Below are 15340 nucleotides of genomic sequence, written 5' to 3'. Positions count from 1 at the left end.
GATGCCTCCCATCGACGATCCCTTCGGCACCCCGGCCGGCGGCGGCAACGGAAGCCCGCCCGACGACCGCACCATGATCATGCCGCGTCCCGGCGGCCGCGCCCCGGAACCGGCCGCCGGCCCCCGTGGCGGCGATCCCTACACGCCGCCGCCGATGGCCAGCCTGGCGCCGCTGAGCGGCCGCGGCGACGGCCTCAACCCGCTGGAGCAGGCCGCCGGCCCACTGCTGGCGATGCTCACCCGCCTGCGCAACACCATCGCCCATCCGGCGCCGGCCAGCCTGCGCGCGCAACTGCTCGGCTACCTGCGCCAGTTCGAGGAGAAGGCACGCCAGGCCGGCGTGGCGCCGGACGAAGTGATGCTGGCGCGCTACGTGCTCTGCACCGCCCTCGACGAAGCGGTGCTCAGCACGCCGTGGGGCAGCACCAGCGACTGGGGCAAGCAGAGCCTGCTGATCACCCTGCACAACGAGGCCTGGGGCGGCGAGAAGGTCTTCCAGTTGCTCGAACACTGCCTGCAGAACCCGCACCAGCGCCTGCACCTGCTGGAGCTGCTGTACCTGTGCACCAGCCTCGGCTTCGAAGGCCGCTACCGGGTCATGCACGACGGCCGCAGCCAACTGGAGGCGCTGCGCGAGCGCACCGCGGCGGTGATCCGCAGCACCCGCGGCGAGTACGAGCACGAACTGTCGCCGCACTGGCGCGGCCTCAGCGTGATGCGCGACCGCCTTTCGCAATACCTGCCGCCGTGGGTCGGTATCGCCATCGGCCTGGCCTTGCTGCTGGCCTTGCTATTCGGCCTGCGGATGAAGCTGGCCGCCGACGCCGAGCCGGTGTTCAAGCGCATCCACGCCATCGGCGAGATCCCGGTGCAGGCCATCGACCGCCCGGCGGTGCAGCCGCGGGTGATCGAACGGCCACGCCTGGCGCGCTTCCTCGCCGACGACATCAAGGCCCAGCGAGTGGCGGTGGAGGACGCCGTCGACCGCTCGGTGGTGACCATCCGCGGCGACGAGCTGTTCGCCAGCGCCAGCGCCAGCGTGCGCGACGAGTTCCAGCCGCTGCTGCTGCGCATCGCCGACGCCCTGCGCAAGGTCAAGGGCCAGGTGCTGGTCACCGGCCATAGCGACAACCGGCCGATCGCCACGCTGCGCTACCCGTCCAACTGGAAACTGTCCCAGGCCCGCGCCCAGGAGGTCGCCGACCTGCTCGGCGCGACCACCGGCGACGCCGGCCGCTTCACCGCCGAAGGGCGCAGCGACACCGAGCCGGTGGCGACCAATGCCAGCGCCGAAGGCCGCGCACGCAACCGCCGGGTGGAAATCACCGTATTCGCGGAGGGCGCGCAATGAAAGGCTTCCTCAACTTCTTCGCGCGCTGGGTGGTGCCGGTGCTCGGCCTGCTCGCCCTGAGCCTGATCATCTGGTTCCTCGGCCCGCTGCTGCGCCTGGGCAACTACGAACCGTTGGCCTCGGCGACCAGCCGCTGGGTGCTGATCGTCCTGCTGTTCCTGGTCTGGATCGGCTTCCGCGTGCTGCGCATCGTGCAGGCCCGGCGCAACGCGGCGAAGGTCATGCAGAGTCTCGCCGAGGTCAGCGCGCCGGACGCCGCCAGCGTCGCCACCGCCGAAGAGCTGGCGACCCTCAAGCAACGCATGGACGAGGCCCTGGCCCTGCTCAAGCGGGCCAAGCTGGGCGGCAGCGAGCGGCGCAACCTGTACGAGTTGCCCTGGTACGTGATCATCGGCCCGCCCGGTTCGGGCAAGACCACCGCGCTGATGAATTCCGGCCTGGACTTCCCGCTCGCCGCACAGATGGGCGCCGGGGCGATCCGCGGGGTCGGCGGCACGCGCAACTGCGACTGGTGGTTCACCGACGAAGCGGTGCTGCTGGACACCGCCGGCCGCTATACCACCCAGGACAGCCACGCCCAGGTGGACAAGGCCGCCTGGCTGGGCTTCCTCGACCTACTCAAGACCCAGCGCAAGCGCCGCCCCATCGATGGCGCGTTCATCGCCATCAGCCTTTCCGACCTGCTGCTGGGCAGCGACGCCGAGCGCGCCGCCCATGCCCAGGCGATCCGCGCACGCATCCAGGAGCTGTACCAGCAGCTCGGGGTGCGCTTCCCGATCTACGTGATGCTGACCAAGTTCGACCTGGTGCCGGGCTTCATGGAGTTCTTCGACAGCCTGAACCGCGAGGAACGCGCGCAGGTCTGGGGGATGACCTTCGCCCTCGACGACGGCAAGAGCGCGGAAGGCCCGCTGGCGGTGTTCGACAGCGAATTCGCCCTGCTCGAACAGCGTCTCACCGCGCGCCTGGTGGAACGCCTGCAGCAGGAGCGCGACCCGGCGCGGCGCGACCTGGTCTACGGCTTCCCGCAGCAATTCGCCGCCCTGCGCGAATGCCTCGGCGAGTTCCTCAACGGCGTGTTCAAGCCCAACCCCTACGAGGAACGCCCGCTGTTGCGCGGCCTGTACTTCACCAGCGGAACCCAGGAAGGCAGTCCGATCGACCGCCTGATCGGCAGCATGGCGCAGTCGATGAACCTCGACCGCCAGCACCTGGCGCGGCAGACCGGAACCGGGCGCAGCTACTTCATCGAGCGGCTGTTCCGCGAAGTGGCGTTCGGCGAACGCGGCCTGGTCGGCACCAACCCGAAGGTCGAGCGCCGCCGCAAGTGGCTGACCATCGGCGCGCTGAGCGCCACCGCGCTGGTGGTGCTGGCGGTGACGGCGGTATGGATCGCCAGCTACCGCGCCAACCAGAGCTACATCGCCGCGGTCGACCAGCGCGTCGACCCGCTGGCGCGCGGCATCGAGTCGCTGAGCCCGGCCCAGCGCGACGTCCTGGCCGTACTGCCACAGCTCAACGCGGTGCAGAATCTCGCCGGCGACGCGCCGAGCTGGGCCGAAGGCTACGGGCTGTACCAGGGCGACATGCTCGGCGAGGAGTCCGCCAGCGTCTACCGCAAGCTGCTGATCGCGGTGTTCGCCCCGCGCCTGGTGACCCGCATCGAGGAACAGTTGCGCTCCGGCGGCAGCAGCGATTTCCTCTACGAGGGCCTGAAGGCCTACCTGATGCTCGGCAGCCCGGACCATTACGACGCCGACTTCATCAAGGCCTGGATCAGCCTCGACTGGGAACGCAACCTGCCGCGCGACCTCTCGCCGGAACAGCGCCAGGCGCTGCACGCGCACCTCGACGCGTTGCTCGAACGACGGCCGCCGTCGGCGCGCCTGGACCAGGACCTGGTCGAGGACCTGCGCCGCCAGTTGCAGCAACTGCCGGTGGCGCAGCGGGTCTACGACCGGGTCAAGCGGCAGAGGCTGCCCAAGGACGTGCCCGACTTCCGCATCAGCGACGCCGCCGGCCGCGACGCGCCGCTGGTGTTCGCGCGCAAGAGCGGCAAGCCGCTCACCGACCCGCTCAGCGGCTTCTTCACCTACCGCGGCTATCGCGAGGTGTTCCTCACCGCCAGCCTCAGCCAGGCCGGCACCATCGCCGAGGAACAGTGGGTGCTCGGGCGCGACCTGAACGATGCCGGCGATGCCGCCAACCTGGCCCTCGACGTGCGTCGCCTGTACTTCCAGGACTACCTGCGGCAATGGGACGACCTGCTCGCCGACCTCACCGTGGTGCCGATCACCAACGTCACCCAGGCCGCCGACGTGCTGCGCATTCTCTCCGGGCCGACCTCGCCGTTCCGCAAGCTGCTCGAGGCGGTGGCCCGCGAGACCGACCTGCAGAAGGGCGACCGGCTGGTCGCCGCGCAAGTGAAGAAGGCCGCCGACGGCACCGTGGACAAGCTCAAGCAGCGCCTCGGCTCGCTGGTCGGCCAGGAGGAGGAGCAAGGCGCCCGCGAACAGCCGCAGCAGGCCGACAGCGACCCGATCAGCGCCCACTTCGCCGAACTCAACAGCCTGGTCAGCAAGGGCGAGGGCGGCAACGAGCCGGCGCCGATCGACAGCCTGCTGGAGGACATGAACGCGCTCTACGTACAGGTCAGCGCCATGGCCGGAGCCAGCGGCGACTCGCTGCTCGGCGACGCCAAGAACCAGGTGGCAGCCGCCGCCTCGCGCGTTGCCCTCAGCGCCGAGCGCCAGCCGCCGGTGGTCCAGGGACTGGTGAAGAACGTGGTCAACTCCACCACCAGCAGCATGATGGGCAGCGTGCGCAACCAGCTCAACGCGGCCTGGATCAGCGACGTGGTCAGCGTCTACCGGCAGTCCCTGGCCGGGCGCTACCCGATCGCCGCCGGCAGCTCGCGCGACGCCACCCTGGAAGACTTCGGCCACTTCTTCGGTGCCGGTGGGGTGATGGACAGCTACTTCCGCCAGTACCTGCAACCCTACGTCGACACCTCCGCCAGCACCTGGCGCTGGCAGCCCGGCGCGGCGCAGAAGCTCGGCATCAACCCCGGCGTGCTGCACACCTTCCAGCGCGCGGCAGCGATCCGCGACGCCTTCTTCCGCTCCGGCGGCATGCAGCCGGCGGTGCGCTTCGAACTCAAGCCGGTGACCATGGACGCGGCGATCAGCCAGTTCATCCTCGACCTCGACGGCCAGCAGCTGACCTACGACCACGGCCCCAGCCGCCCGGTGGCGATGCAGTGGCCGAGCGCCAACGGCCTCGGCGTGGTCCGCCTGACGGTGACGCCGCCGCCCAGCAGCGGCCGTTCCGGCCTGACCCTGGAGGGCCCCTGGGCCTGGTTCCGCCTGCTCGACCAGTCGGACCTGGAACGCGGCAACTCGCCGGACCGCTTCACCCTGCGGCTGCGCATCGACGGCTCCAGCATCGCCTGCGAGCTGCGCGCCAGCAGCGCCTTCAACCCCTTCAAGAGCCGGGTCGTGTCCGGCTTCAGCCTCCCGGAGCGCCTTTGAACAGCGTCGGTTTCTACGGCAAGCTGGCCGGCCGCGGCGATTTCGTCAGCCGCGGCCTGCCGAACACCTTCGTCGAACCCTGGGACGCCTGGCTGGCCAGCGGCATGCGCGCCAGCCAGGACGAACTCGGCGCGGCCTGGCTCGACGCCTACCTGACCAGCCCGCTGTGGCGCTTCGCCATCGCCCCCGGCCTGCTCGGCGGCGAAGCGGTGGCCGGGGTGGTGATGCCGAGCATCGACCGGGTCGGTCGCTATTTCCCGCTGACCGTCGCCTGCCTGCTGCCGGCGAACGCCGACCTCGGCGGGCTGGTCGGCGGCGACGACGGCTGGTTCGAGCAGGTCGAGAGCCTGCTGCTCTCCACCCTCGAACCGGAGGCCGAGGTCGAGGCCTTCGAGCAGGCGGTGGCGCAGCTCCCGGCCCCTCCCTGCGGACCGCGCATCGAACAATCGCTGATCAGCGGCAACCTGCTGCGCAGCGAAGCGGTGACCCCGGCGCAGCGCCTCGCCGCGCTGGCCCAGCATGCCTGCGACGGCGCCAGCCACTGGTGGGGACGCGGCTCGGCACGGATCTCCGCCGGCCTGATGCGCTACCAGGGCCTGCCGCCGGCGCCGGCGTTCGGACGATTCCTCACCGGAGAGGGCGAGGTGATCCCGCTCTTTCCCGGCATACCCGGTTAAGGACAACTGATGGTGCCCAACTCAGTCAGCTACTACAGGTCGGCCAGCTACAGCCACGTCGGCATGGTCCGCAAGGTCAACGAAGACGCCAGTCTCGACGCCCCCGAGTCGGGACTCTGGGTGGTCGCCGACGGCATGGGCGGCCACGCCGCCGGCGACTTCGTCAGCAGCCTGATCGTCGATACCCTGCGGCGCATCCCGGCGGCCTCCTCGCTACCGGCCTACGTCGGCGCGTTGCGCACCGGCCTCGCCCAGGTCAACGAGCGGGTTCGCCAGGAGGCCGGCCTGCGTGGCGTCAGCGTGATGGGCAGCACCCTGGTACTGCTCGCCGCGCGCGGCAACCAGGCGAGCTGCCTGTGGGCCGGCGACAGCCGCCTGTACCGCCTGCGCGGCGGCGTGCTGGAAGCCATCTCGCGGGACCACAGCTACGTCCAGGAGCTGCTCGACAACGCATTGATCAGCGAGGAAGAGGCGCGCCACCATCCGCGCGCCAACGTGGTCACCCGCGCGGTCGGCGTGCACGAGCAACTGGAACTGTCGGAAGCCGCGCTGCACGTGCTGCCCGGCGACAGCTTCCTGCTCTGCAGCGACGGCCTCAACAAGACCGCCGACGACAGCGAACTGCGCGACGTGCTCAGCCACAGCGATCCCTATGCGGTGGTCCGCAGCCTGGTCCACCTGGGCCTGACCCGCGGCGCCCCGGACAACATCACGGCCCTGGTGGTCAGGGCCTTCTGAGACGGACATGGACATAGAACTTCCGGGATTCGACATCGAACGCGAGCTGGGCGAAGGCGCCATGGCCACGGTCTACCTGGCCACCCAGCGCTCGCTGCAGCGCAAGGTGGCGCTGAAGGTGATGGCCGCGGCGCTGGCCGCCGACCCGAGCTTCGCCGAACGCTTCCTGCGCGAAGGTCGGACCCTGGCGCGGCTGTCGCACCCGAACACGGTGACCATCCACGACATCGGCAACGTCGGCAGTTGCTACTACATGGCCATGGAATACCTGCCCAACGGCACGCTCAAGGAGCGCATCCAGCAGGGCCTCGATCCCGAGCTGGGCCTGGTCTACGTACGGCAGGTGGCCGCCGCGCTCGGCTACGCGCACTCCCAGGGCCTGGTGCATCGAGACGTGAAGCCGGCCAATATCCTGTTCCGCGCCGACGGCACCGCGGTGCTCTCGGACTTCGGCATCGCCAAGTCGATCGAGGACAATACCCAGTTCACCCAGGTCGGCTTCGCCGTCGGCACCCCCAGCTACATGAGCCCGGAGCAGGCCCGCGGGCAGGAGATCGACGGCCGCGCCGACCTCTACGCGCTGGGCGTGGTGCTCTACGAGATCCTCACCGGCAAGCTGCCCTACAACGGCAAGGACTCGCTCTCCACCGCCCTGGCCCACCTCACCGAGCCGCTGCCGGAACTGCCGATCGAGCAGGGCCGCTACCAGGACATCCTGCGCCAGTTGCTGGCCAAGGACCCGGCCGAGCGCTTCCCCACCGCCGGCGCGTTGATCGCCGCCCTCGACCGCCTGGCGCCGAGCGCCCTGGAAGCCACCCAGATCCGTCCGCTGGCGACGCCGCAGGGCTCGCCGCGAGCGAGCAACCCGCCGCCGGCCGAACCCGCGCCCCTGCCGCCCGCCGACCTCGGCGGCCTGCAACCGGTGTCGATCCAGTTGCCGCCGGTCACGCCCAGCGCCGGCGGCGCCACGCCGCCTCCGCCTCCGCCGTCGCAAGCGGCGAAACCGCCATCGCCCCCGCCGCCTCCGTTGCCGCCGGCGAAGCCACGTGCCGGCGGCAGCCGCACGCCGTTGATCGCCGCCGCCGCGGCCGCCGTGCTCCTGGCGATCGGCGGCGGCGCCTGGTGGCTGCTGGGCTCGGGCGACGCGCCGAGCGCTGCCGATCCAGCGCCGCTGGGACAGACGCCGGCGGACAAGCCGCAGCAGCAGACCCCGGTGGCCGATGCCGAACAGGACGGCGGCGAGCGTCCGCTGCTGATGCCAGGCAAGAAGACGCTGTTCCAGCGCGTCCTGACCAAACCCGGCGCGGCCATCTCCGCCGAGGCTGGCGGCCCGCCCCGGGCCGGCGCGGTGCCGGCCTTCTCGGTGCTCTACGTGTACGCCCGCAAGCAGGTCGGCGGCAGCCCCTGGCTGCGCGTCGGCGCCTCCAGCAACGGCGAGGGCGACGGCTGGCTGCCGGCCAGCGCGGTGAGCGACTGGAAGCAGAGCCTGGTGCTGAAGTTCACCGAACGCTCCGGCCGCGCGCCGGTGATGTTCCTCAACAGCGCCGAGCAGGTCGAACGCCTGCTCGGCGATACCCGCGCGGCGCGCGACACCCTGACCCAGGCGGTGGACCACAAGGGCGATCCGCAGGTGGTCGCGGTCGAGCCCAACGACCGGGCGATCCCCCAGGACCAGTTCTACCTGCTGCCGATCTTCGACTCGAAGGAGAGCTTCGACGCCGACGGCCAGCCGGCGCAGTTGCTGGAGGTCGCTTCGATCGACCCCGGCGGCAGCGCCACGGCACCCCAGGCGCCGGGCCAGGCCGGGCGGGGCGGCGCCAGCGGCGCGGCGAGCGACACCTTCCGCACCGGCATCGTCCTGGTGGTGGACACCTCGGTGTCGATGCAGCCCTACATCGACCGCGTGCGCGAGGTGATCGACGGCCTGCAGCGGCAGATCGGCGAGCGCGGCGACCTGGACAAGGTCAGCTTCGGCCTGGTCGGCTTCCGCAACAACACCGACAAGACCCCCGGCCTGGAATACGTCAGCAAGACCCTGGTGCCGCTGCAACCGGGCAACGACGCGCAGCGCTTCGCCGAGTTGAGCAGCCAGGTGCGCGCCACCGACGTCTCCAGCCACTCGTTCAACGAAGACGCCTTCGCCGGGATCATGCAGGCGGTCGACGAAATGGACTGGTCGCCCTACGCCGGGCGCGTGGTGCTGCTGGTCACCGACGCCGGCGCGCTGCGCAAGAACGACCCGCTCGGGCGCACCCAGATGAACGAGGCCGAGGTCCGCCAGGCGGCGCTGCGCAAGGGCGTGAAGATCTATGCGCTGCACCTGCGCACCCCGGCCGGGAAGAACAACCACGGCTACGCCGAGCAGCAGTACCGCAGCCTCACCGCCGACGCCAACCCGAAGATCGCCGACCTCTACATCCCGGTGGCCGGCGGCGAGGTGAACGCCTTCGGCAACACGGTGAAGGAGATCGGCACGGTGTTCGCCGACCTGGTCCACGACGCCGGCAACCGCAAGCCGCAGGCGCCGCGCTTCGACGCCGCGCCAAGCGTGGCGAGCAAGTCGGCGGCCATCGGCTACGCCATGCAGATGGAATTCCTCGGTCGCCGCGACCCGGTGCGCGCGCCGCAGGTCGTCACCGCCTGGACCGCCGACCGTGACCTGACCAACCCGGCGCTGCCGGCGTTCCAGGTCTGCGTGCTGCTGAGCAAGCTGCAACTCAACGAACTGCAACAGTCGCTGAAACTGATCGTCGACGCGGCCAAGCGCACCCAGACCTCGCCCAAGGACTTCTTCCAGGAAATCGCCAGCGCCAGCGCCTACATGAGCCGCGACCCGGCGCAACTGGTGAAGGGCAGCAACCTGGCGCAGAGCGGCGTGCTCGGCGAATACCTGGAAGGCCTGCCGTACCGCAGCAAGTCGCTGAACATGACCCAGGACCTCTGGCTGTCGCTGAGCGTCGCCGAGCAGCAGGACTTCATCGACGAACTGGAGTCGAAGATCCGCCTCTACGAAACCTTCCACAACGACGTCGCCAACTGGGTCCGGTTCGGCGACGCCGACGCCGGCGACGCGCTGTACCGCGTGCCGCTGTCGACGCTGCCATGATCCTGCGCCTGCACGAGGTCGCCCGCAGCCACGGCGCCGGTCGCCAGCGCTACCGCCTGCGGGTGCCGGCGCTGGAATTGCGCGCGGGTCGCCAGCTGGCCATCGTCGGCCCCAGCGGCTGCGGCAAGAGCACCCTGCTCGACCTGCTGGCGCTGGCCCTGGCGCCGGACCCGGGCGGGCGCTTCGAATTCCTCGCCGGGGAACGCCCACAGGACATCGCCGCGCTCTGGCGCGACGGCCGCCAGGACCGCTTGGCGGCGCTGCGCCGGCAGCACTGCGGCTACGTGCTGCAAAGCGGCGGGTTGCTCGAGTTCCTCGATGTGCGGCGCAACATCGGACTGCCCTGCGCATTGCTCGGCGCCCCGTCCGCCGAGCGCGTGCAGGCGCTGGCCGAGCGGCTGGAAATCGGCGACCAGCTGGACAAGAAACCGGCGGCGCTGTCGGTCGGCCAGCGCCAGCGGGTCGCCATCGCCCGCGCCCTGGCGCATGCGCCGCGCCTGTTGCTGGCCGACGAGCCGACCGCGGCGCTCGACCCGCTGAACGCCGAACGGGTGATGCGCCTGCTGGTGGAACAGGCCCGCGAGCGCGGCGCCTGCACCGTGGTCGCCACCCACGACGAGCGCCTGGCCCGCGCCGCCGGACTCGAAGTCCTGGCCATCCGCTGGCAACGCGAGGCCGACGACAGCGTCGGCGCCTGCCTCGAGGACGTCGGCTGATGCGCGCCGGCCTGCTGCTCTCGCTGGCCTGGGCCGACTATCGCGGCGAGGCGCGCCTGTCGCTCTGCGCGATCTTCGCCCTGGCGGCGGTGATCACCCCGCTGCTGGTGCTGTTCGGCCTCAAGTACGGCCTGGTCAGCACCCTCACCGAGCGGCTGGAGCGCGCGCCTTCTGTGCGCGAGATCATTCCGGTCGGCGGCGCCCGCTACCGTGCCGAGGACATCGCCGCCCTGGCCGCACGCGCGGACGTCGCCTTCGCCGTGCCGCGCACCCGGCAGATCGCCGCCACCGCCGACCTCAGCGGCGGCGGCGAGACCGCCCTGAGCGTCGAGATGATTCCCAGCGCCGCTGGCGACCCGCTGCTGGCCGGCCTGCCGCAACCCGACCGGCCGACCCGCGTGGTGCTCAGCCACGGCGCCGCGGAAAAACTCGGCGCCCAGCCTGGCGAGCGCATCGTCGCGCGCATCGGCCGGCGCATGGATGGCCAGGCACAGAGCCAGCGCCTGGAGCTGGAAGTGCTCGCGGTGCTGCCGCAGGAGCGTTTCGCCCGCGACGCGCTGTTCGCCCCGCTGGCCCTGCTGGAAGCCGCCGAGGACTATCGCGACGGTCGCGCGGTGGCCGCCTACGGCTGGCCGGGGAAGGCCGGCGAGACCCCGCGCGCACGCATCTACCCGGGCTTCCGCCTGTACGCCCGCGACCTCGATGCGGTGGAAGGGCTGCGCCGGCACTTCGTCGCGAGTGGCGTGGAAGTCGCCACCCAGGCCGAGGCCATCGCCCAGGTGCGCAGCCTCAGCCGCAACCTCGGCCTGGTGTTCTGGATCGTCGCCGCGCTGGCCATCGGCGGTGCCTTCGCGGCCATCGCCGCCAGCAGCCTGGCCGCCGTCGAACGCAAGCGCCGCGCCCTGGCGGTGCTGCGTCTGCTGGGCTTCCCGACCGCCGCGCTGGTCGGCTTCGTCATGCTCCTGGCGCTGTTCAGCGCCGTCTTCGGCCTGTTCCTCGCCGGGCTGCTGTACGCCGCCACGGCCGGCGCGCTGAACCACCTGTTCGACAACCAGAGCGGCGAGTTCGTCTGCCGCCTGCTGCCCAGCCACTACCTGACGGCGCTGCTCGCCACGCTGCTGTGCAGCGTCCTGGCCGCCGCCAGCGGCGGCTGGCGCGCGGCGCGGATCGAAGCCGCAGAGGGATTACGCGATGTTTGAGAAAGCCATTCTTCCGCTCGCCCTCGGCGCCTGCCTGGCATTTGCCGCGCCGGCCTGGGCCGAAGGCGACTCGCCGGACAATCCCAAGCCGCTGGCCGACGACGTCGCCCTGCCGCTGCCGTGTGGCGGCGAGATGGTCTTCCGGCATGTCTACGTACTCGCCGAAGGCGCCCTCGACGATCGCGAGGTCAACCTCGGCTACGCCTTCAACGAAGGCGAGGCGGGCTACCAGCAGTCGTTCATCTCCGGCTACCGGCGCGACTACGTGAACGGCCAGTTCAGCCTCGCCGACCTGGCACCGGCCTGGCAGCAGAAGCTCTCCGCCAGCCTGCCGAAGCCTGCCGCCGGCACCCCGCTGAAGCCGATGCTGTACTTCATCGGCAAGTACGAGGTGACCGCCCGCCAGTACGCCGCAGTGATGAGCCAGGCGGCCGCGCTCTCCGGCCAGGGCGAAGCGCCGGCCTGCGACGTGCCGGGCGGGATGGCCGCGCGGCTGCCCAAGGTCGACCTCTCGCGCTTCGACGCCGAACGCTTCGGCGCGGTGTACAGCGCCTGGCTGCTGAAGAACCACCCGGATCTGCTGCCGGTCAGCGGCCGCGGCAAGAATCCCGAGGACGGCGGCATCGGCTTCGTCCGCCTGCCCACCGAGGTCGAGTGGGAGTTCGCCGCGCGCGGCGGCCAGGCGGTCAGCCGCCAGGAACTGGAAGGCCGGCTGTTCCCGCGCAAGGTCGAGGGCAGCGACCAGGAAGGCCCGCTGGGCGACTGGGCGGTGTACAACCAGGTCGCCGGCGGTACCGGCCAGGCCGCGCGACTGTTGCCGGTAGGGATGAAGCGGCCGAACCCGCTGGGCCTGTTCGACGTGATCGGCAATGCCGCGGAGATGGTCCAGGAGTCCTTCCAACTGGTCCACGCCGGACGCCGGCAGGGCACATATGGCGGTTTCGTGGTGAAGGGCGGGAACTATCTCGAAGGCGAGATGACTCTATTCACCGGGATGCGCCGCGAATACCCGCTGTTCGCCGCCGACGGCAGCGAACAGCGCAACGAGACCACCGGTTTCCGCGTCGCCATCGGCGCGCTGTCCGCGCCGCGCTCGCGCTATCCCGAGCTGTTCGCCCAATGGCAGAAGGAAGGCCGACTAGCGGCATTGACCGATGCCATCGATGACGCTCAAGATCCCACCAAGCAATTGGACGGAATCATTGCCGCCACCCGCGACCCGCAGATGCAGGCGCAGTTGGCCCAGATAAACGAGGAACTCAAGCGTAACGTTTCGTTGATCGCCCGGCAGCGCGAAGAGGCCGCCGGAAACCTGATACAGTCGGCGGCACTGGTCGCCGAGACGATCAACAACTACAACATACGCCTGACCAACCTCAAGAAGGACAGGGAGAAAGCCGTGGCAGCCAGGGATCAGGCGACCGCCCAGCTCTATGCCGGCGCCATCGCCAACGGGCGCAGCGCCCTCGATGGCGCATTGGCCATCTACATCGACAACCTCGCCACCGGCACCCGTTACACCGACGCGGTGATCCAGGCGCAGTTCCAGCGCATCCAGGAAGAACTCAATCGCAACCCGGTTCTGGGCAAGAGCCTGGTCAAGCGCGCGACCCTGTTCGTCAAACACGTCGGAGATTATCGCCAGCAGCACCGGGCCGAGCCGGAGGCGGTATTGAAGGAATTGCTCGCGTCCAGCGGGCGTTGAAGGAGTTCCGTCCGGCACCTCTCGGCAGCCGGGCGGTTCATCAAACCAGGAGTGAGATGCAATGAGCCAACCCAGCGAAAACCGTTTGATCACCTCGGCGCGCTACGCGCTCTGCCTGTTGACCGCCAGCGGCGTGCTGCTCAGCGGCTGCGCCAGCAGCGGCGTCGGCTCGGTCGCACAGACCACCCGCGCGGAATACTACCCGTCCTGCTACGAGCCGGTGTCGCACCTGCGCAGCACCGATAACGCGGTGCGCAACTCGGCCATCACCGGCGCCATCACCGGCGGCCTGCTGGGCGGCCTGGCCGGCGGCCTGGCCAGCGACGAGAACCGCGGCCGCAATGCCGCCCTCGCTGCCGCAGGCGGCGCCCTGGCCGGCGGCGCGGCGGGCTACTACATGGAGAAACAGAAGCAGATCAGCGACGACCGCGCGCGCATCGGCTCCTACGCTACCGACGTCGACCGCAGCACCGTCGAGATCAACCGTAGCGTGGCCTACGCCAAGTCGGCGCAAAGCTGCTACCAGAGCCAGTTCAAGGCCCTGCTCGACGGCCGCAAGAACAAGTCGATCAACGAAGCCGAAGGGCGCAAGCGCCTGGCCGAGATCGTCAGCGGCCTGCAGGAGACCAACGCCCTGCTGGTCGCCGCCAACGGCCGTGCCGGCGAGAACATCAACAACTACACCCAGGCCTACGAGAAAGACCTGCAGCAGGTCGGCGTACCGCGCACCGAAGTGACCAAGGTCGCCGAGGCCGAGAACCGCGCCAGCACTACGAAAGGCGGCAGCAAGCCCAAGACCGGCAGCAATCCCAAGGTGCCGAAGGAAGCGGTCGCCACCGAGCAGACCATCCGCAAGGCCCAGGACGCGCAAAGCGAAGGCAACAAGGTGGCCTCCCGGGGCCAAGGCATGATCCAGGAAGTCTGCAACAGCCCGGACATGGGCGACTGGGCACCGCCGAGCTGCGCCAAGGCCTGATCGGCCTCGTTACCAGCACGAACGCGACGGCGACCTTCGGGTCGCCGTTTCGTTGATGGGCCTGGCGCGCTGACCCGGCCGACCTGAAGGGCGAGCGTTCGCCGGGACGGCTGCTTCCGACGTTTCCGGCTTCCCGGCGGCAGCGGTTCTTCCCGCAGGGCGGATATCGCCACCGGCACGCTCCGCCGCTACTCCGCCCTATACGAAATGCTGCGCCGCGGGGAAAACGCTAGAACAACGCCATCTGCGCCCCCGGCACGGCGAACCGGCTGCAATCCAGCCCGAAGCCCTCGCGGCGGTCCAGCCCGAGGCGCTTCATCGCCACCGCGAAACGCTGCGCCAGCAGGTCGGCGAACGGTCCCTGGCCGCGAAAGCGGTGGCCGAAGCGGCTGTCGTAGACCTCGCCGCCACGGCATTGGCGGACCAGGCTCATCACATGCTCGGCGCGTTGCGGGTAGTGCGCCGCCAGCCATTCCTCGAACAGCGGGCCGACTTCGCGCGGCAGGCGCAGGAGCATGTACGCGGCGCTGCGCGCGCCGGCGTCCCGCGCCGCCTGGAGCAGGCGCTCCAGCTCCATGTCGTTGACCATCGGGATCATCGGCGAGCAGAGCACGCCCACCGGGATGCCGTTGCCGCTGAGCGTGCGGATCGCCCGCAGTCGCGCCGAGGGCGCCGCCGCGCGCGGTTCGAGAATGCGCTTCAGCTCGTCGTCGAGGGTGGTCAGGCTGATCATCACCGCCACCAGGTTCTGCTCCGCCAGTTCGCGCAGCAGGTCGAGGTCGCGAAGGATCAGCGAGCCCTTGGTGACGATGGTCAGCGGGTGACGGAAGCGCAGCAGCACCTCCAGCACCTGGCGGGTCAGGCGGCGTTCGCGTTCCAGCGGCTGGTAGGGGTCGGTATTGGCACCCAGGTTGATCGGCGCGCAGCGATAGCCGGGCTTGCTCAGTTCCTGCTCCAGCGCGCTGGCGACGTTGCTCTTGGCGATCAACCGGGTCTCGAAATCGATCCCCGGCGAAAGGTCCCAATAGGCATGGCTGGGCCGCGCATAGCAGTAGATGCAGCCATGCTCGCAACCACGGTAGGGATTGATCGAGCGATCGAAAGGGAGGTCCGGCGACTGGTTGCGGGAGATCACCGTGCGGGCGATCTCCTCGCGCACCTCGGTGAGCTGGATCGGCGGCACGTCCTGCTCCCAGCCATCGTCGAAGGCCTCGCTGTGGGTCGGGGCGAAGCGGTTGAGGGGGTTGCTGGCGGTACCGCGACCGCGCGGGGGCAGGGGAGCGCTCATGAGGGGAACCCGGCGAAATACTGTATATGGATACAGTATCGCACCGGGCCCCGA

10 protein-coding genes are annotated in these 15340 nt (G+C 70.2%); 9 read left to right on the top strand and 1 reads right to left on the bottom strand.

All coding sequences use genetic code 11. The annotated features are described in order from the left end of the window. Position 1 precedes the first annotated feature (1 nt). The 9 genes from VQ065_RS00575 to tagQ all read left to right on the top strand — a co-directional run bounded on the left by VQ065_RS00575 (position 2) and on the right by tagQ (position 13998). Positions 2-1351, top strand: a complete 1350-nt coding sequence (locus VQ065_RS00575; RefSeq protein ID WP_014603461.1) for a DotU family type VI secretion system protein — start codon at positions 2-4, stop codon at positions 1349-1351. Further along, a complete protein-coding gene (gene tssM, locus VQ065_RS00570; protein WP_003083648.1) occupies positions 1348-4881 on the top strand; it encodes a type VI secretion system membrane subunit TssM in 3534 nt (1177 codons plus the stop codon). Before VQ065_RS00575 ends, tssM begins: the two co-directional genes overlap by 4 nt. Then, positions 4878-5558, top strand: coding sequence for a type VI secretion system-associated protein TagF (tagF, locus tag VQ065_RS00565; RefSeq protein WP_003083642.1), 681 nt, complete (start codon positions 4878-4880; stop codon positions 5556-5558). Before tssM ends, tagF begins: the two co-directional genes overlap by 4 nt. 9 nt (positions 5559-5567) lie before the next feature. Next, on the top strand, positions 5568-6296 hold the full coding sequence (pppA, locus tag VQ065_RS00560; protein WP_003083639.1) for a serine/threonine phosphatase PppA: 729 nt from the start codon (positions 5568-5570) through the stop codon (positions 6294-6296). A gap of 7 nt (positions 6297-6303) precedes the next feature. Next, positions 6304-9402: a serine/threonine protein kinase PpkA gene (gene ppkA / locus VQ065_RS00555; RefSeq protein ID WP_014603460.1), complete on the top strand. Its 3099-nt coding sequence runs from the start codon at positions 6304-6306 to the stop codon at positions 9400-9402. Further along, the gene (gene tagT / locus VQ065_RS00550) at positions 9399-10118 is read left to right on the top strand and encodes a type IV secretion associated ABC transporter ATP-binding protein TagT (RefSeq protein WP_003136959.1); all 720 of its coding nucleotides are present in this window, start codon (positions 9399-9401) and stop codon (positions 10116-10118) included. Before ppkA ends, tagT begins: the two co-directional genes overlap by 4 nt. Beyond that, positions 10118-11317: a type IV secretion associated ABC transporter permease TagS gene (gene tagS, locus VQ065_RS00545; RefSeq protein WP_003083634.1), complete on the top strand. Its 1200-nt coding sequence runs from the start codon at positions 10118-10120 to the stop codon at positions 11315-11317. The genes tagT and tagS overlap by 1 nt, the downstream gene beginning before the upstream one ends. Further along, the gene (tagR, locus tag VQ065_RS00540; RefSeq protein WP_003083632.1) at positions 11310-13022 is read left to right on the top strand and encodes a type VI secretion system-associated regulator TagR; all 1713 of its coding nucleotides are present in this window, start codon (positions 11310-11312) and stop codon (positions 13020-13022) included. Before tagS ends, tagR begins: the two co-directional genes overlap by 8 nt. 61 nt (positions 13023-13083) lie before the next feature. Continuing rightward, a complete protein-coding gene (tagQ, locus tag VQ065_RS00535) occupies positions 13084-13998 on the top strand; it encodes a type VI secretion system-associated lipoprotein TagQ (protein ID WP_003083630.1) in 915 nt (304 codons plus the stop codon). A gap of 229 nt (positions 13999-14227) precedes the next feature. On the opposite strand, the gene VQ065_RS00530 is transcribed toward tagQ, so the two are convergent. After that, positions 14228-15286 (bottom strand): PA0069 family radical SAM protein, encoded by a 1059-nt coding sequence (locus VQ065_RS00530; protein WP_003083628.1) that lies wholly within the window; start codon positions 15284-15286, stop codon positions 14228-14230. Positions 15287-15340: the final 54 nt, after the last annotated feature.

The organism is Pseudomonas sp. KBN10P06128, assembly GCF_037574945.1.
Taxonomy (GTDB): domain Bacteria; phylum Pseudomonadota; class Gammaproteobacteria; order Pseudomonadales; family Pseudomonadaceae; genus Pseudomonas; species Pseudomonas aeruginosa.
Note: the sequence above shows the minus strand (reverse complement) of the source record. Positions and strands in the feature narration are given on the sequence as shown.

Bases quoted from the DNA above. Each gene is read 5' to 3' on its own strand.
- VQ065_RS00575 (WP_014603461.1), top strand. From the start codon at position 2: ATGCCTCCCATCGACGATCCCTTCGGCACCCCGGCCGGCGGCGGCAAC.
- tssM (WP_003083648.1), top strand. From the start codon at position 1,348: ATGAAAGGCTTCCTCAACTTCTTCGCGCGCTGGGTGGTGCCGGTGCTC.
- pppA (WP_003083639.1), top strand. From the start codon at position 5,568: ATGGTGCCCAACTCAGTCAGCTACTACAGGTCGGCCAGCTACAGCCAC.
- ppkA (WP_014603460.1), top strand. From the start codon at position 6,304: ATGGACATAGAACTTCCGGGATTCGACATCGAACGCGAGCTGGGCGAA.
- tagT (WP_003136959.1), top strand. From the start codon at position 9,399: ATGATCCTGCGCCTGCACGAGGTCGCCCGCAGCCACGGCGCCGGTCGC.
- tagS (WP_003083634.1), top strand. From the start codon at position 10,118: ATGCGCGCCGGCCTGCTGCTCTCGCTGGCCTGGGCCGACTATCGCGGC.
- tagR (WP_003083632.1), top strand. From the start codon at position 11,310: ATGTTTGAGAAAGCCATTCTTCCGCTCGCCCTCGGCGCCTGCCTGGCA.
- tagQ (WP_003083630.1), top strand. From the start codon at position 13,084: ATGAGCCAACCCAGCGAAAACCGTTTGATCACCTCGGCGCGCTACGCG.
- VQ065_RS00530 (WP_003083628.1), bottom strand. From the start codon at position 15,286: ATGAGCGCTCCCCTGCCCCCGCGCGGTCGCGGTACCGCCAGCAACCCC.